Here is a 15,155-nt window from a genome sequence, read left to right as displayed (position 1 = left end):
TTTGGGAGGGGAGAGGTCAGTGCGGGCGGCGGGCGGTTCTACGCGGGGATCATCCCCTCGGACTCGCCGCGCATGACGACCTCCCCGTCCCCGTTGTGGCAGACGAACGTCGACTCCATCAGCGTCCGGTCGTCGGTCTCGGTGAGCGATCGGATCTCCGACTCGCAGGTGATGGCGTCGCCGGCGAAGACCGGGCGCACGAACTCGAACTCGAGCGTGTGGGCGATATAGTCGATGTCGCCGCCGAGTTTCGTCGGGAGCGTCGCGGTGAGCAGTCCCTGGGCCATCAGTCGGCCCTCGGCATCGCGCTCGACGTGCTGTTGGCCCGTATCGCCCGACAGTTCGGCGAATCGCTGGATGTCGTCCTCGCTGAACGTGCGCTCGTACGAACGGGTTAGACCCTCGTGGACGTCCATTGCGATCGACGGGAGACGGCCCAACGGCATAACTGCTGGTACAACCGGAGTTTCGTTTGCCGCGGTTGCGGCGGCACGCGACTCCCGTCCGTGTCGTGATTCGCGGTGAGTCGATCAGCGGTTCCACTCCGTGCGGACAGCCGTTCGGGAGCGCGATGGCGGATCGGACGCGCGATACCGACCCGACTACTCGAACTTCCCCAGCAGTTTCTCGTAGAACCCGTCGGTGTCGTCGTCGGATTCCGTGGCGAGCTTCTCGACGATGAGTTCGGGCGTCGAGCGCGCGAGCACGTCCTTCTTCGGCGAGCGCTCGACGACCAGTTCTCCATTTTCGAGTCCGACGGCTTCGATCCCGTCGATCGAGACCGAGAAATCCGCCGCCTCGCTGATTTCGCCAGCGAGATGTGAGACGAACACGCCCGTCGTACTGCCGGCGAGCTCCTCCAGGATGCCGGCGATGATCGTCGCCGACGCGCCGGGCTCGGTGATGCTTTCGAGTTCGTCGACGAGGACGAGTCGGTGTTTTCCGCCGGCGACGAGGCCGGCAAATTCCCGGAGCGTGGCCTCGAACGCGCCCGCATCGAGCGTGCCCTGGCTCTTCTCCTGGTAGTGCAGCGCCTCGTAGCGCTCGATGCGAACCGAGTCGGCGGGGACGGGCAACCCCATATGCGAGAGCACCGTCACGAGCGCGAGCAGGTCGAGCGTCGATGTCTTGCCGCCCGAGTTCACGCCCGAGAGGAGGGTCGGGCCCGACACCTCGTAGTCGATCGGCTCGACCTTCGCGAAGGCGCAGTCGAGCAGCGGCGAGCAACCCCCCTCGATGGCGATGCCCGAGCCCTCGAAGGCGGGGAGCACGCAGTCGAAATCACGGGCGAAGCGCGACACGGCGAGTTCGACGTCGCGCGCGAGCGCCGCCTGGACGAGCTCGTCACAGCCCTCGCGCATGCCGGCGAGATCGGCCGCGAGATCGCGTTTCAATCGACTCGCCCGCCGATCGCGCGCCACCGTCAGGTCCTCGCGCAGGCGGTTGACGATCCCCTCGTCGTGCTCGACCGGAAACATCGGCTCCTCGGGGAACGCGCGCGTCGCGAGTTCGGCCTCGCTACTGTCGAGCGCCAGCGCATCGACGAGCTGGTCGCGTGCGGCCTCGATGGCGGCGGCGTGTTCGTCTTCGAGTTCGCGCGAGAGAAGCGAATCGACGCCCGCGCCCTGCTCGACCAGCGAGAGCAGATCGGCCCCCTCGATCGTGACGTCGCGCTCCTCGATGGCCTCCCGAAGACGATCGTTGGCGACGCTTTCGGCCGTGGAGACCGCCGCATCGAGGTCCGCGACGGCGCGTTCCAGCCGGTCGAGTTCGTCGTCGCCGATCACCGTGCCGTCGTCGTCGAGCTTCACGAGCCGATCGTTGAGCGCCGCGAGATCGAGGGGTGCGTCGAGCTCTGCGACGCGATGGACGGCGCTCGCCGCGCGGATGCGCTCGCGGTTGTGCGCGAAGAAGGCGAGCGTGCGCTCGGGCACCACCTCCTCAGGACTGTCGAGCGCGTCCGGCATGACGCGCACGTCGCCGTCGATGTCGACGCCGGCGAACGCCTCGTCGAGAACGATGACGGTCGCGTAGCCGCGCGCGAGATCCGCCAGCCCGCGCGTGTCCTCGACGATCTCGACCGACAGCTCCGGGAACGCCTCCTGGGCCTCGGCGTGGCGTTCGGCGTCCGCGGTCGCGAGACAGCGCTCACGAATTCGGTCCGTCGGCGGGGATTCAAGTGGCCCGACGCCGACGAGCGCGTCCAGAGTGTCGGGATCGGGCTCGCGTTCCATCGCCGTCTCGACCCACTCGCGGACCTCCTCAATGCGCGAAGCGCTGCCCGTCGGGAAGAGCGTCTCTAACCTGTGGGCGGCGTCGTCGGTGACCGCGCGTTCCTGGAGGAGATCGAGCACGGTGCGATGGATCTCCCGTGCGCGATCGGTGGCGAGGAAGGTCCCCGAATCGTCGTGTTCGGCACGGATGGCCGCGCGGGCGATAGCCGCCGCCCGTCCCGGCGTGATCCCCGGTGCGCGCGCGAGCGCCGCCACGTCACCCTCCCGCAGCGCGCGCTCCGGCTCCTCGATCGACTGGAGGCGTGCCGCGGTCTTCTCCCCGACCCCGGAGATGGATTCGAGCTCCATCGAGTCGATACTCCCCCGCCGGGGAGAAAAACCATCCGGGCAGCGCACGAGCGCCGTGCTTTTGGCGCGCGACCGCCCATCGTGACCATGAGCGTCCGAGAGAAAGCGGTCGCCGCCCGCGAAGATCTCGCGGACAGTGACGGCGTGCTCGTCGCCTTTTCCGGCGGCGTAGATTCGAGCGTCGTCGCAGCGCTGGCCCACGACGCGCTCGGCGACGACGCGGTGGCCTGCACCGCGAAAAGCGAGACGCTGCCCGACGCCGAACTCGGCGGGGCCAGCGAGGTCGCCGAGGAGATCGGGATCCGCCACGAGATCGTCGAGTTCTCCGAGCTCGATAGCGACGAGTTCGTCAAGAACGACGGCGAGCGCTGCTATCACTGCCGGACGATGCGGCTGTCGGCGATGTTCGACGCCGCCCGCGAGCTGGGAATCGAGACCGTCTGTGACGGGACGAACGCTTCCGATCCGGGCGGGGGCCACCGGCCCGGCCTTCGCGCCGTCGAGGAGCTGAACGCCTACTCGCCGCTGCTCGAACACGGGATCACCAAGGAGGAGGTCAGGGAGATCGCCCGCGAGTACGAGCTCTCGGTCTCGGAGAAACCATCGATGGCGTGTCTCTCCTCGCGGATCCCCACGGGATTGGAGGTCACCGAGGAGCGGCTGACGCGCGTCGAGAAGGCCGAAACCCTGTTGCGAACCTGGGGGTTCGAGCAGTTCCGCGTGCGCGATCACGACGGCCTAGCCCGTATCGAGGTCGCGCCCGACGAGCTGGAGCGCGCGCTCGATCCCGACTTCGCCCGCGCGGCCCGCGATCACCTCTCGGACATCGGCTTCGAGCACGTGACGCTCGATCTGGAGGGCTATCGAACCGGCAGCGTCAGCCCCGGCGAAGGAACCACCGAGGATGATCTCGATCTCGGTGCGGAGTACCCGACCCCAGAGGACTGAAGCGCACACGCGCTGCCGTCGGAGAAAGATTCATTGATCGCCAGTTGAAATATTGTACATGGGCGTTCGGCTCGATCGGGAGAGCTTCGACAAAGCGCGACGCGCAGAAGCGGGAGCAGTCGCCGGCGCGACGGGCACGGTCGTTGCCATCGGCTCGGGTGCGAGCGGTCCCGTGGAGATCGCGCTGGTGACGGGCCTCGTGGCGCTCGTCATCGGCTACGGGATCATGCTGACGACGATGGTCGAACGGAGCTGACGGGGTGGGCGTTTCAGCCGGTGGTTGTACCGACCAGAATCGTTTTCCTCGCGACCGGTGAACGACGGGTATGGTCGGAGCCCCGCGTCGTGCTCTCGCGATCGTGCTCGTCGTCGTTCTCGTTTCCAGCGGTTGTCTCACGCTCGGACCGTCGATATCGGCGGATACGGACGACTCGGCGGTCTTCGAGAGTCTCTCGGTCGAGGAGCCGTGGGCGAGCGAGCATTTCCGCGTGAACGCCACGCTGCGCTCAACACCGGCGGCGAGCAACGTCACGACGATCGCGATCATCGGCGAGAGCGGTGAGGCGTACGACACGGTAAGCGTCGCGTCGGGCCAGAGCGTCGTTCCGATCTGGGTGCCGACGAACCGGAACGCGACGATCGTCGCCTCCAACAGCGTGAACTCGACGACGCTCGACACGCTCAACGTCTCGACCGGCGGGAACCGGCTGCCCTGAGATAGCGGCGAGCCGTGCGGCAGACGTGGGGACTTTTACTGTCGCCGAATCTGGACGGCATATGGACGATCAGGACTCCCGGCGGTGGGAGTACGAGATTCTCAGGCCACCACGCGACGAGACGAAAAAGGAGGCCGCCAACCCGGAGGCCGCGATCAACGAACTGGCGGCCGAGGGCTGGCGACTCGTCGAGACGATCGACTACACCAGTGGGGGAACCAAGTATATCGTCTTCGAACGGCCCCACTCGGCAGCGACGGGAGACGGGTCGTGACGGCCGACATCGACGATTCAGCGGTCGATAAAGATCTCGACGTGAGCACGGCGAACACGATGCGCGAGCGCGCCAACGAGAGCCGCCTCAAACTCTGGCTACTGCTCAAGGCGAACCGACTCCTCGTCACGGCCGGGCTCGCGATCGCGTTCTTCATCGTGTTCGTCATCGGCGTGACTGAACTACCACCGCCGTTGGTCCCCCAACTCAACAACAGCGACACGATCGATACGCTCTTTTCGACGATGATCAGCGCGGTCATCACCGGCGTGACACTCGTCGTCACCATCTCCCAGCTCGTGCTCTCACAGGAGAACGGTCCGCTGGGCGAGCAGCGCCAGCGCATGGAGGACTCGATGGATTTCCGTGATTACACCGAGGAACTCGTCGGCTCGCCGAGCCCGGCCGACCCCTCGGCGTTCCTCCGGAACATCATCGACGTCAGTCAGGATCGGGCCGAAGCGATCCGCGACGGGTTCGACGACATCGAGAGCGACCAGCTCCGGTGGGAGATCGACCAGTTCACCCAGAGCGTCATCGGCAACTCCGAGACCGTCCGCGATCAGCTGCAGGGAGGCACGTTCGGCAACTTCGACGTGGTGTTCGCCGCGCTGAACTACAACTACGGCTGGAAGATCTTTCAGGTCGAACGTCTGCTCAACGATCACGAGGCGGACCTCGGCGAGCGCGAGAACGAGCTGTTGAACGAGCTGAAGACCGCGCTCTCGATGTTCGGCCCGGCGCGCGAACACGTCAAGACGCTGTATTTCGAGTGGGCGCTGACGTCGCTCTCACAGCTCATCCTCTACGCGGCGGTCCCCGCGCTCGCCGTCGCTGGCATCATGATGGTGATCGGTGAGGCGGGGACGTTCCCGGGGAGCACGCTCGGCATCGAGAACATTGCGCTGTTGGTCGGTGCCAGCCTGACGATAACGCTGCTGCCGTTCCTGCTGCTCGTCTCCTACATCTCACGCATCGTGACGCTCGCCAAGCGGACGCTCGCCATCGAGCCGCTGATCCTCCGGGAGTCCCAGCGATAGGACGATCGATCGGCTCTACGCCGCATCGCGGTAGTTCGTATCGTTCCGTCGAACCAGCTCGAACCCGTCCGCCGCGGGCCTGATCTCGTTCACTGCACAGTTGTCCTGTGAGTGCTCGTCGAGAACCGTCGCGTAATCAGCGTCCAGAGCGTGGCTACAGACCGCGTAGAGCGGCCCGCCGTGGGTGACGACCAGCACCGTTTCGTCGTCAGCGATCGCGTCGAAGCCGGCGAGCACGCGCTCGCGCAGATCGAGCAGGCTCTCGCCGCGTTCGGGCGTCACTGCGAGCGCTGACTCGCCTGACTGGCCCACGGAGAATTCGGGATACTCCTCGAACATCGTCTCGTAGGTCAGCCCCTGATAGACGCCGAAATCGCGCTCGCGCCAGCGCTGCTCGAACGTCGGTTCGGGTTCGACACCCGCCTGCTGAATGCGCTCGGCCGTCTCGCGGGTCCGCCGGAGATCGGAGGCTATCACCCGATCGAACGCGTAGCGCGCGGCGAGATGCTCGCCGACACGGGTTGCCTGCTCACGCCCGCGCTCGGACAGCGGCGTCGGTGCCCAGCCCTGGAGGCGTCGCTCGGCGTTCCAGTCGGTTTCGCCGTGACGGACGAGTACGATGGTCATGGAGCGTGTGTGTCGGCCATCCGAAAGAGCGTTCGTATCCGGGTTGGAGCGGCGTGGTCGCGTGAGTCAGCGTTTTGTACGGCTCGGCACTCGAACGACTATGTTCGGCACCAGCGGTATCCGGGGACCGGTCGGCGAGGAAGTCACCGCAGCGCTCGCCCTCGACGTGGGGCGCGCGCTCGGGATCGACGCCGAGCGCGTCGTCGTCGGACGCGACCCGCGCGCGAGCGGCCGTTTCCTGACCGACGCACTAACTGCCGGCCTGCGCGAGTCCGGCACCGACGTCCTGGACGCAGGACTGGCAGCGACGCCGACGGTGGCCAGAGCGGTCGGCTGGCAGGAGGCCGACGCGGGCGTCTCGGTGACGGCGAGCCACAACCCGGCACCGGACAACGGGATCAAGCTCTGGCAGCCGAGCGGACAGGCCTTCGACGAGGAACGACGCGAGGAGATCGCCCGACGCGTACGCGAAGGCGAGTCGAACCTCGTCCCGTGGGACGAGCTCGGCGAGCGACGCGAGATCGACGCGGGCGAACACCACCTGAACGTGCTCGCCGAGATCGAAATCGACGATCCGCCATCAGTGATCGTCGATCTCGGCAACGGTGCCGGCGAGGTCACGGTCAGGGCGCTCCAGACGCTCGGCTGCGAGGTCGAGACGCTCAACGCCCAGCCCGACGGCTCCTTCCCGGGACGGCCCTCCGAACCCACCGCCGAGAACTGCGAGTCGCTCCGCGCGCTGGTCGAGGCGAGCGACGCCACGGTGGGGCTCGCCCACGACGGCGACGCCGACCGCCTGCGTGCCGTGACCGGTGAGGGCGAGTTCGTTCCGGGCGACGTCCAGCTCGCACTCTTCGCCCGCGAGGCAGTCGCCGAGAGCGACGTCGACGATCCCCAAGTCGCCGTCCCCGTCGACACGAGCCTCGCGGTCGACGACGCGCTCGCGCCGGCGGCGTCGGTGACTCACACGAAGGTCGGCGACGTCTTCGTCGCCGAGCGCGCGACCGATGCGGACGTGGTCTTCGGCGGCGAGCCGAGCGGTGCGTGGATATGGCCCACACAAACCCTCTGTCCGGACGGCCCGCTCGCAGCCTGTCGGTTGGTGGCCCTCGCCGCCGAGCGCCCGCTCGCCGAGCGCGTCGCCGAGATCGAAACGTATCCCATTCGCCGCGAGAGCATCGAGGTCGCGGACAAGAGCGGAGTGATGGAGCGTGTCGAGGAGCAGGTGACTGCGGAGTACGACGACGTGCGGACGCTCGACGGCGTTCGGATCGATTTCGACGACGGCTGGGTGCTGGTGCGAGCGAGCGGGACACAGCCGCTCGTACGAATCACCGCCGAGGCGCGCGACGAGGGGCGCTGCGAGGAGCTGTTCGAGCTGGCGAGCGCCGTCGTCGCGAATGCACGTCAGAAGGAGTGAGGTTAGCTTCGTCGCGTCGAGCGCGCCTGTCTGACGTCCGCGCCGTCGCGGATCTTGTCCTCACACTGGGGACAGACGCGTGGTTCGTCGATGCCGCTTGGGGTGAACACTCGCGCATACGCCGCCGTCACGAACGCACCACAGTTCTGGCATTCCGGCATGCAGTGTCATTTCGTGCCATCCAATATATAGGCGACGATACGCTCGCGGCCGGTCTCCGGGTTCCTGTCGGCCGTACGACCGCTGTTCGTGACAGTTTCACCATGGAACAAAATCACGGATCGAGCATCGGTGACAACGACTCGGACCAACGTTCATCCGTTCATGGGGCGTAGCGATCGGGACGAGCCGAACCATGGCCGCAATCACAACCGAGGAGCTGACCAAACACTACGGCGACGTTCGCGCCAACGAGGATCTCACCTTCGAGGTGCGCGAGGGCGAGGTGTTCGGCTATCTGGGCCCGAACGGCGCTGGCAAATCGACCACGATCCGCACGCTGATGGGGTTTCAGTCGCCGACGAGCGGGAGCGCAACGGTGTTGGGTCACGACGTCACCGATCGGAACGCGATGATCGAGGCCAAGCGCCACCTGGGATACGTCCCCGCCGAGATGGGATTCGACGAGGACGTCACCGGCGAGCGGTTTCTGCGCTATCAGGCGTCGCTCAAGGGCGACACGCGCAGCGAGGAGCTGCTCGAACTGTTCGACCCGCCGATGGAGCGGGAGATCGGCGAGTATTCGACGGGCAACAAGCGCAAACTCGCCATCGTGCTCGCGTTCATGCACGACCCCGATCTCGTCATCATGGACGAGCCCACCTCCGGGCTCGATCCGTTGATGCAGGAGCGCTTCTACGAGTTCATCCGCGACGAGCAGGCGAAGGGGAAGACGTTCTTCTTCTCCTCACACATCCTGAGCGAGGTCCAGAAGATCTGCGATCGGGTCGGCGTCATCCGGAACGGCCACCTCGTCGAACTCGAAGACGTCGAAACCCTGCTCGACCGCGGCGGCAAGCGCGTCTCGGTGCGCGTCGCCGATCCCGTCGACAGAGAAGAGTTCGCCATCGAGGGCGCACACGACGTGAGCGTCGCTGGCGACGAGCAATCGTCCCGGCCGACGACGGCCGATGGGGGCGAGAGAGGTGACGGGGCGCAAACGACGGGCGACCGATCGTCGTCCACCGATGGAGCCGCCAAAAACGGGGATGTCTCGTCGGGCGGCCGCGACGGCACGAGCGTGAACTTCACGTTCACGGGCGACTACAACGATCTCCTCTCGCATCTCGTGGCGTACGATATCCTCGATCTCGACATCGCGGACGCACCCCTGGAGGACGTGTTCATGCGTTTCTACGGCGAGGTCGATCCCGACACGGAGTCGACAGCCGGCGGGACGGCTGAAGCGGAATCGAGTCCGGAGGAGAGCGCGGATGTTTGAGGTCGCGCGCTACGAGAGCGAGCGCCGGGCGATGCTCGCGCTCACGATCGTGATCGCGGCGGCGTTCTACGGCACGATGTTCGTGGCGATCGCCCCCTCGTTCACCGACCTCGATCTGGCGAGTCTCTTCGCCGAGCTTCCCAAACAGCTCACGGAGGGGCTCGGCATCGAGAGCATGAACACCCTTTCGGGCATCCTCGCGGTCGAACTCTACCAGGTCGGCTGGCTGCTCGTGCTCGGCATCTACCTCGCGTACAACGCGGCCTCGATGATCGCCGGCGAGATCGAGTCCGGCCGGATCGACAGCCTGCTCGCCGCGCCGGTCTCGCGGACACGACTCGCCGGCGAGGAGTTCCTCTCGCTACTACTCCCGATCCTCGCGATCAACGCGGTCACGCCGATCGTGCTCGCCGTGGCTGCGAGCGTCCTCGACCAAACCCTCGATCCCGTGAACCTCGTCGTGCTCCACGCGCTCGCCGTCCCCTACCTGCTCTGCTGTGCGGCCGTCGGCTTCGTCTTCTCGGTGTTCTTCACGGACGAGAGCCACGCACGGATCGCCGCCGTCGGAACGCTCGTCGTCACGTATCTGCTCGAAACGGTGTTCATCGGCACCGACTACGAGATCCTAGGAATCGTCGCACCGATGAACTACATCGATCCGACCGCGATCCTCGTCGACGGCAGCTACGACCTCGCGGGCGGGGCGATCCTGCTCGTGGCGGCTGTGGTGTTGGTGCTCGTCGGTCTCGTTCGGTTCGGGAGGATGGATATCGGATGACGCTCGACGTCTTCCGATACGAGGGCGAACAACGGATCACCGCCGCACTCGGCCTCAGCGCAGCCTTCGCGCTCATGGGTGTCGCGTTCGTCGCCGCCGCGCCGCTCGTCACGGCCGACGTCGCCACGAGCGCCCAGTTCGAGCAGCTCACCACGCAACTGCCACAGCCGTTCGTCCAGGCGTTCGGTCTCGAAAGCCTATCGAGCGCCGAGGGGTTGCTCGCCGGCGAGTTCTACACCCTGTTCTGGAGTCTGTTCTTCGGTATTTACCTCGCCTACACCGCAGCGGGGTCGATCGCCGACGACGTCGAGACCGACCGGATGGACGTGTTGCTCTCCGCGCCGATCTCGCGGGGCACGGTGGTGTTCGAGAAGTTCCTCGCGCTGCTCGTCCCGATCGTCACCGCGAGCGTCGTCACGCCGGCGGTGATCGCCCTCGCCGCATGGTACGTCGACGTCACCGTTCCCCTCGCGGAGCTCGCCGCCCTCCACGCGCTCTCGATCCCGTATCTGCTCTGCTGTGGGGCGATCGGACTGGCGCTCTCGGTGTTTCTCGACGACGCCGACACCGCGAGAAACGCCGCCATCGGGCTGTTGTTCGCGCTGTATCTCTTCCAATCGTTCGTCCCCGTGACGGACGTCGGCTGGCTGGCGAACGTCGCCCCGATGGCCCACTTCGACCCGAACGACATCCTGCTGGATGGTGTGTACGACGTCGCCGGCGCGGCCCTCCTGCTCGCCGCCACAGTCGTACTGGTGGGAGTGAGCCGGCATCGCTTCATCCGGATGGATATCCAATGAGATGTCCCACCACACGGCCCTGACGATCGATGCGGGCTGTAGCCGTCGCTGATCGGCGGTAAAATAGTTCGAAAATCGAGCGGTCGACCTTACAGGTCGCGCGGCTGCACGGTCTTGCGGTCGTTCTCGTCGGCGCGGCGGGCGGCGTTTTCGAGCAGCGACGAGACCTCCTCGTCGAGGGCATCGTAGAAGTCCGACGAGACATTCATGTCACTCAGCTCATCCTTCACGGCGGCTTTGACGATCAGGTCTGCCATACAGGGCCGTTTTCAAAAGGGCGCTTTATAAATATTGCCATAATCACTCGATATCGGCGCTCTCGAAGCGGTTCGTCCAGTCACCCGGGATGATGGCGACGCCGGCGGTCGGAAAATACCACGAACAGCGGTGTGAAATCTACCAAAGACGGCCGAAGCGGACCGCCGATCGACGGTGATCGGCCGTCGGAAAGACGACGAGGAGTAGTACGTCCAGCACCCAGGGAGCGCATGCGCGAAACGCTGGCCGCCCTCGCGGCGGGCGAGATCTCGATAGCGACCGCCGAAGCGCGCCTCGCGGGCTACGCGACGGGCGAGGCGGGACGGTTCGACGCCGCCCGCGAGGCACGGAGCGGGGTCCCCGAGGCGGTGTTCGCCGAGGGGAAGACGACCGACGAGATCCACGAACTACTCGATCTCGCCCTCGAAACGACGGGACGCGGACTCGCCACCAGGATCGACGACGACACCGCCGCGACGGTGCGTGACCGACTCTCCGACGACTGGCCTGCGGCGGAGATCGACCACGACGAGCGCGCGAACGTCCTCCGAGTGCGGACGGTCGACTTCGAGCCGCCAGTCTTGGAGGCGACGGTCGGGATCGTCACCGCCGGCACGGTCGACGCGGGGCCGGCGGGCGAGGCGGCGGCCGTCGTTCGTGAGATGGGGGCCACCGTCGAGCGCTACGACGACGTCGGCGTCGCCGGCGTCCATCGACTGTTCGACGAACTCGGCGAACTCCGAGATATGGACGTGCTCGTGGTCGCCGCCGGGCGCGAGGGCGCGCTGCCGACCGTGATCGCCGGACTCGTCGGCGTTCCCGTGATCGCCCTGCCGACCGCCTCGGGCTACGGCTATGGGGGAGAGGGTGAGGCGGCGCTCGCCGGCGCGCTCCAGTCGTGTACCGCACTCACGACCGTGAACGTCGATGCGGGGTTCGTCGCGGGCGCACAGGCAGGGTTGATTGCACGGGCACTCGACGAGGCACGAAAATGAGCGAAGACGGGCACGGAGGACAGGGTTGTGCAGCGGCGATACCGCCGCGGAAAGGGTATTTACTGCTTGAGACCCTACAATCATCGTTGGCAAAACCACTGCCAGCATACCACATATGCCAGAATGTGACTACTGTGGCGAGCACGTCTCGGAGCAGTTCGAGCGGGTGTTCGCCGACGAGGACGGGCGGCTGTTCGCCTGTCCCGGCTGCGCGGCGAACGCCGGCATCGCCGAGGCGGCCAAAGAACGCGCGAAAAACGCCTGAACGCCCTCCGTGAGCCACCACGTCTACATCGTCGAGTGTAGCGACGGCTCCCTCTACACCGGCTACACGACCGACGTCGAGCGACGGGTGGCCGAGCACAACGCCGGCACCGGCGCGAAATACACCCGCGGGCGGACACCTGTCGAGCTGCGCCACACGGAGACGTTCGACGCCAAAGGAGCGGCGCTGTCGCGCGAACACGAGATCAAGGGGCTCTCGCACAGTCGGAAGGAACGGCTGTGCGAGTGACGGGAAGCTTTTGTTCACGGCGGCGACACCGGAGGCATGGACGCTATCTCGTTCGGTACCGACGGCTGGCGGGCGACGCTCGACGTCTTCACCGCACCCCGCGTGCGGATGGTCGGCCAGGCGGTCGCGACCCACCTCGACGGGCGCGACGCGCCGGTCGGCGTCTGCTACGACGCCCGCGAGAGCTCGCGCGGGTTCGCCGAGGAGCTCGCGCGCGTGCTCGCGACCAACGGGTTCGACGTGCTCCTCCCCGAGCGTGATCGCCCGACGCCGCTGCTGGCCTGGGCGATCGCCGACCGCGATCTCGCCGGCGGGCTGATGGTCACGGCCTCGCACAACCCGGCGGAGTACAACGGCGTGAAGTTCATCCCCGACGACGGCGCGCCCGCGCTGCCCGAGATCACGGAGTCGATCGAGGCGAACCTCGCCGAGCCGACGTCGCTCCCCGAAGCGGAGTGGGGGACGATCCGGGAGACGGATTTCGTCGCCTCGCACGCCGAACACGCCCACGATCTCGTGGCGGAGTACGCCGACGAGGCCGCCCTCGACGACCTGACCGTCGCCTACGACGCCATGCACGGCAGCGGCCGTGGTGTCACCGACGAACTGCTCTCGGCGGCGGGTGCGTCGGTCGAGCGGCTGCGCTGCGAGCGCGCGTCCGACTTCGGCGGCACGTCGCCCGAACCGAGCGCCGAGCATCTCGGCGAGCTGGCGACGCACGTCCAGGACGGCGACGCGAACCTCGGCATCGCCAACGACGGCGACGCCGACCGGCTCGCCGTGGTGACGCCCGAACGGGGCCATCTCGACGAGAACCTGTTCTTCGCCGCGCTCTACGACTTCCTCCTGGAATCGGCATCGGGGTCGGCGGTGCGAACCGTCTCGACGACGTTCCTCGTCGATCGCATCGCCGAGGCCCACGGCGAGTCGGTCGTCGAGACGGCGGTCGGGTTCAAGTGGGTCGCGCGGGCGATGGCTGAAGCCGACGCGCTCGTGGGCGGCGAGGAGTCGGGCGGGTTCTCGGTCGCCGGCCACGTCCGGGAGAAGGACGGTGTGCTCCTGGCACTGCTCGCGGCGGCCGCCGAGCGCGAGGAACCGCTCGACGACCGGGTCGATCGCCTACTCGACGAGCACGGCGAAATCCACCAGTCGAAGATCAGTGTCGACTGTCCGGACGACGAGAAGGCGCGTGTACTCGACGAGCTGGAGGGTGAACTGCCCGACCGGGTCGCGGGCGAGGCGGTCGCGGACGTCGTGACCACAGACGGGTTCAAGACCGTGCTCGAAAGCGGCGCGTGGCTGCTCGTCCGTCCGAGCGGGACGGAACCCGTGCTTCGGGTCTACGCCGAGGCCGAAAGCGAGGAGCGGGTCGCGGCGTTGCTCGACGCCGGCGAGGAACTGGTCGCGCCGCTCGTCTGAATCGGGCGGCAGCCACCGGACTGTCGGCGAGCGGGCGCGTCCATGGGGCCGATCGTGACGGGTCGTGTGAGATCGTGATGGAAATACGTATTACCGTCAGCCACCAGTAGGCCGGTTCTCACCGAATGAAAATCGGGTTCGCGGTTTATTCAACTCCCGTTCGTAGCTGCAACTGTATCATGACCGATCGGATCGGCGCTCCGGGGACGGGCATCTCACGGCGGGAGTTTCTGGCGGCGAGCGGCGGTGTCGGCACGGCGCTGCTCGCCGGCTGCACGGCGGGTGGCCGGCAGTCGGCGACGAACCCGACGCTCGGCGATCCGCCGGCGAACGTGAGCGGGAGCGGCGGCAAACTCCCGTACACCTCGCCACCCGAGGTCGTGCAGGTCGACGATCAGGGTGGGAAGGTGACGCTCAGCACCCAGCAGTGCCGACACGCGGTCCATCCCAAGGAGACGATGGGCGGGCCGATCGAACTCCCGCAGGTCTGGGCGTTCAAGGCCGACGACGGGCCGGCGAGCGTGCCGGGACCGATCCTCCGGACTACCGAGGGCAACGACATGGAAGTGACTCTCGACAACACCGACGGGATGCGCCCGCACACGGTCCATTTCCACGGCTCACAGAAGACCTGGAAGAACGACGGCGTACCGACCACGACCGGGATCCAGGTCGAGCCGGGGGAGAAACACACCTACTCCATCCCGGCGAACGTCCCCGGCACGCACTTCTATCACTGCCACTACCAGACCCATCGTCACATCGACATGGGGATGTACGGCATCCTCCGCGTCGACCCGAAGGGATACGAGCCGGCCGACAAGGAGTACTTCATGACGGTCAAGGAGTGGGACTCCCGGCTCAACCGGATGATGGCCGGCGGCGACGCCCAGTACAGCCCACGCGATCGCAATCCCGACGTGTTCACGATCAACGGCAAGAGCGCCCCGCGCTCGTTCCACCCCGAGGACGGCTCGCCGATCATCGTCGACAAGGGCGACACCGTTCGAGTCCACTTCGTCAACGGCGGCTACATGTCCCACCCGCTGCACACCCACAACCACCGCTTCGAGGTGATCGAGCACGACGGCGGCGTGATTCCCGAGGTCGCCCGCTACGATCAGGACGTCACCAACGTCGCGCCCGCCGAGCGCCGCGTGATCGAGTTCACCGCCGACGCCGACCCGGGTATCTACCTCCTGCATTGCCACAAGGTCAACCACGTGATGAACGGCGACAGCTATCCCGGCGGGATGCTCGGCGCGATCGTCTACCGCGAGGCGATGGATTCCGACATCTTCGGCCAGCTCATGGAGTACGCCGGCTACGACGGGAAGTGATCG

At 66.8% G+C, this 15,155-nt stretch carries 19 protein-coding genes; 14 read left to right on the top strand and 5 right to left on the bottom strand.

The genetic code is table 11. The features are described 5' to 3' along the window. Positions 1-38: 38 nt before the first annotated feature. Complete coding sequence (locus NO363_RS12940) at positions 39-416, bottom strand: FAS1-like dehydratase domain-containing protein (protein ID WP_256685648.1); 378 nt, start codon at positions 414-416, stop codon at positions 39-41. A gap of 186 nt (positions 417-602) precedes the next feature. Beyond that, on the bottom strand, positions 603-2,582 hold the full coding sequence (locus tag NO363_RS12935; protein WP_256685646.1) for a helix-hairpin-helix domain-containing protein: 1,980 nt from the start codon (positions 2,580-2,582) through the stop codon (positions 603-605). 87 nt (positions 2,583-2,669) lie between these two features. Here NO363_RS12935 and larE point away from each other — a divergent pair, with 87 nt between their 5' ends. From larE to NO363_RS12910, 5 genes are all read left to right on the top strand, one after another. Then, a complete protein-coding gene (gene larE, locus NO363_RS12930; RefSeq protein ID WP_256685644.1) occupies positions 2,670-3,530 on the top strand; it encodes an ATP-dependent sacrificial sulfur transferase LarE in 861 nt (286 codons plus the stop codon). Positions 3,531-3,588: 58 nt separating this feature from the next. Beyond that, positions 3,589-3,786, top strand: coding sequence for a hypothetical protein (locus tag NO363_RS12925; RefSeq protein ID WP_256685642.1), 198 nt, complete (start codon positions 3,589-3,591; stop codon positions 3,784-3,786). A gap of 70 nt (positions 3,787-3,856) precedes the next feature. Further along, entirely contained in the window at positions 3,857-4,246 is a 390-nt protein-coding gene (locus NO363_RS12920) for a hypothetical protein (RefSeq protein WP_256685640.1), read from the top strand. Positions 4,247-4,307: 61 nt separating this feature from the next. Continuing rightward, complete coding sequence (locus tag NO363_RS12915; RefSeq protein WP_256685638.1) at positions 4,308-4,520, top strand: DUF4177 domain-containing protein; 213 nt, start codon at positions 4,308-4,310, stop codon at positions 4,518-4,520. Next, a complete protein-coding gene (locus NO363_RS12910; protein WP_256685636.1) occupies positions 4,517-5,560 on the top strand; it encodes a DUF7972 family membrane protein in 1,044 nt (347 codons plus the stop codon). The genes NO363_RS12915 and NO363_RS12910 overlap by 4 nt, the downstream gene beginning before the upstream one ends. 15 nt (positions 5,561-5,575) lie before the next feature. Here the strand turns inward: NO363_RS12910 and NO363_RS12905 are convergent, their stop codons facing one another. Beyond that, positions 5,576-6,187 carry a histidine phosphatase family protein gene (locus NO363_RS12905; RefSeq protein ID WP_256685634.1) on the bottom strand — a complete coding sequence of 204 codons (612 nt, stop codon included), beginning with the start codon at positions 6,185-6,187 and terminating at the stop codon, positions 5,576-5,578. 100 nt (positions 6,188-6,287) lie between these two features. Between NO363_RS12905 and glmM the strand changes: the two genes are divergently transcribed. Further along, entirely contained in the window at positions 6,288-7,607 is a 1,320-nt protein-coding gene (gene glmM / locus NO363_RS12900; protein ID WP_256685633.1) for a phosphoglucosamine mutase, read from the top strand. Positions 7,608-7,609: 2 nt separating this feature from the next. Here the strand turns inward: glmM and NO363_RS12895 are convergent, their stop codons facing one another. After that, positions 7,610-7,768, bottom strand: a complete 159-nt coding sequence (locus NO363_RS12895; RefSeq protein ID WP_004051749.1) for a DUF7563 family protein — start codon at positions 7,766-7,768, stop codon at positions 7,610-7,612. A gap of 194 nt (positions 7,769-7,962) precedes the next feature. Between NO363_RS12895 and NO363_RS12890 the strand changes: the two genes are divergently transcribed. From NO363_RS12890 to NO363_RS12880, 3 genes are read left to right on the top strand one after another with little or no spacing between them, the layout of a single operon-like run. Next, positions 7,963-9,048 (top strand): ABC transporter ATP-binding protein, encoded by a 1,086-nt coding sequence (locus tag NO363_RS12890; RefSeq protein ID WP_256685631.1) that lies wholly within the window; start codon positions 7,963-7,965, stop codon positions 9,046-9,048. Continuing rightward, positions 9,041-9,826: a DUF2705 family protein gene (locus NO363_RS12885; RefSeq protein ID WP_256685630.1), complete on the top strand. Its 786-nt coding sequence runs from the start codon at positions 9,041-9,043 to the stop codon at positions 9,824-9,826. Before NO363_RS12890 ends, NO363_RS12885 begins: the two co-directional genes overlap by 8 nt. Then, positions 9,823-10,626, top strand: coding sequence for an ABC transporter permease subunit (locus NO363_RS12880; RefSeq protein ID WP_256685629.1), 804 nt, complete (start codon positions 9,823-9,825; stop codon positions 10,624-10,626). The genes NO363_RS12885 and NO363_RS12880 overlap by 4 nt, the downstream gene beginning before the upstream one ends. 89 nt (positions 10,627-10,715) lie before the next feature. Here NO363_RS12880 and NO363_RS12875 read toward each other — a convergent pair whose 3' ends face one another. Further along, entirely contained in the window at positions 10,716-10,883 is a 168-nt protein-coding gene (locus NO363_RS12875) for a DUF1931 domain-containing protein (RefSeq protein WP_256685627.1), read from the bottom strand. A 231-nt stretch (positions 10,884-11,114) separates the two neighbouring features. Between NO363_RS12875 and larB the strand changes: the two genes are divergently transcribed. The 5 genes from larB (at position 11,115) to NO363_RS12850 (ending at position 15,152) form a co-directional block, all read left to right on the top strand. Continuing rightward, on the top strand, positions 11,115-11,879 hold the full coding sequence (gene larB / locus NO363_RS12870) for a nickel pincer cofactor biosynthesis protein LarB (RefSeq protein WP_256685625.1): 765 nt from the start codon (positions 11,115-11,117) through the stop codon (positions 11,877-11,879). 115 nt (positions 11,880-11,994) lie between these two features. Further along, positions 11,995-12,144, top strand: a complete 150-nt coding sequence (locus NO363_RS12865) for a DUF7563 family protein (RefSeq protein ID WP_004051743.1) — start codon at positions 11,995-11,997, stop codon at positions 12,142-12,144. Positions 12,145-12,153: 9 nt separating this feature from the next. After that, entirely contained in the window at positions 12,154-12,393 is a 240-nt protein-coding gene (locus NO363_RS12860; RefSeq protein WP_256685622.1) for a GIY-YIG nuclease family protein, read from the top strand. 36 nt (positions 12,394-12,429) lie between these two features. Next, positions 12,430-13,812: a phosphohexomutase domain-containing protein gene (locus NO363_RS12855; protein ID WP_256685621.1), complete on the top strand. Its 1,383-nt coding sequence runs from the start codon at positions 12,430-12,432 to the stop codon at positions 13,810-13,812. Between the two features lie 179 nt (positions 13,813-13,991). After that, positions 13,992-15,152, top strand: a complete 1,161-nt coding sequence (locus NO363_RS12850) for a multicopper oxidase domain-containing protein (protein ID WP_256685619.1) — start codon at positions 13,992-13,994, stop codon at positions 15,150-15,152. The last annotated feature ends 3 nt before the right edge of the window (positions 15,153-15,155 follow it).

The organism is Halococcus qingdaonensis (assembly GCF_024508235.1).
GTDB classification, from domain to species: domain Archaea; phylum Halobacteriota; class Halobacteria; order Halobacteriales; family Halococcaceae; genus Halococcus; species Halococcus qingdaonensis.
The sequence above is the reverse complement of the archived record's forward strand: the minus strand, read 5'-3'. Positions and strand labels throughout refer to the sequence as shown.

What these genes read in the sequence shown, in the direction of transcription:
- NO363_RS12940 (WP_256685648.1), bottom strand. Translation starts at nt 416, where the DNA reads ATGGACGTCCACGAGGGTCTAACCCGTTCGTACGAGCGCACGTTCAGC.
- NO363_RS12935 (WP_256685646.1), bottom strand. Translation starts at nt 2,582, where the DNA reads ATGGAGCTCGAATCCATCTCCGGGGTCGGGGAGAAGACCGCGGCACGC.
- larE (WP_256685644.1), top strand. Translation starts at nt 2,670, where the DNA reads ATGAGCGTCCGAGAGAAAGCGGTCGCCGCCCGCGAAGATCTCGCGGAC.
- NO363_RS12925 (WP_256685642.1), top strand. Translation starts at nt 3,589, where the DNA reads ATGGGCGTTCGGCTCGATCGGGAGAGCTTCGACAAAGCGCGACGCGCA.
- NO363_RS12920 (WP_256685640.1), top strand. Translation starts at nt 3,857, where the DNA reads ATGGTCGGAGCCCCGCGTCGTGCTCTCGCGATCGTGCTCGTCGTCGTT.
- NO363_RS12915 (WP_256685638.1), top strand. Translation starts at nt 4,308, where the DNA reads ATGGACGATCAGGACTCCCGGCGGTGGGAGTACGAGATTCTCAGGCCA.
- NO363_RS12905 (WP_256685634.1), bottom strand. Translation starts at nt 6,187, where the DNA reads ATGACCATCGTACTCGTCCGTCACGGCGAAACCGACTGGAACGCCGAG.
- glmM (WP_256685633.1), top strand. Translation starts at nt 6,288, where the DNA reads ATGTTCGGCACCAGCGGTATCCGGGGACCGGTCGGCGAGGAAGTCACC.
- NO363_RS12895 (WP_004051749.1), bottom strand. Translation starts at nt 7,768, where the DNA reads ATGCCGGAATGCCAGAACTGTGGTGCGTTCGTGACGGCGGCGTATGCG.
- NO363_RS12890 (WP_256685631.1), top strand. Translation starts at nt 7,963, where the DNA reads ATGGCCGCAATCACAACCGAGGAGCTGACCAAACACTACGGCGACGTT.
- NO363_RS12885 (WP_256685630.1), top strand. Translation starts at nt 9,041, where the DNA reads ATGTTTGAGGTCGCGCGCTACGAGAGCGAGCGCCGGGCGATGCTCGCG.
- NO363_RS12880 (WP_256685629.1), top strand. Translation starts at nt 9,823, where the DNA reads ATGACGCTCGACGTCTTCCGATACGAGGGCGAACAACGGATCACCGCC.
- NO363_RS12875 (WP_256685627.1), bottom strand. Translation starts at nt 10,883, where the DNA reads ATGGCAGACCTGATCGTCAAAGCCGCCGTGAAGGATGAGCTGAGTGAC.
- larB (WP_256685625.1), top strand. Translation starts at nt 11,115, where the DNA reads ATGCGCGAAACGCTGGCCGCCCTCGCGGCGGGCGAGATCTCGATAGCG.
- NO363_RS12865 (WP_004051743.1), top strand. Translation starts at nt 11,995, where the DNA reads ATGCCAGAATGTGACTACTGTGGCGAGCACGTCTCGGAGCAGTTCGAG.
- NO363_RS12855 (WP_256685621.1), top strand. Translation starts at nt 12,430, where the DNA reads ATGGACGCTATCTCGTTCGGTACCGACGGCTGGCGGGCGACGCTCGAC.
- NO363_RS12850 (WP_256685619.1), top strand. Translation starts at nt 13,992, where the DNA reads ATGACCGATCGGATCGGCGCTCCGGGGACGGGCATCTCACGGCGGGAG.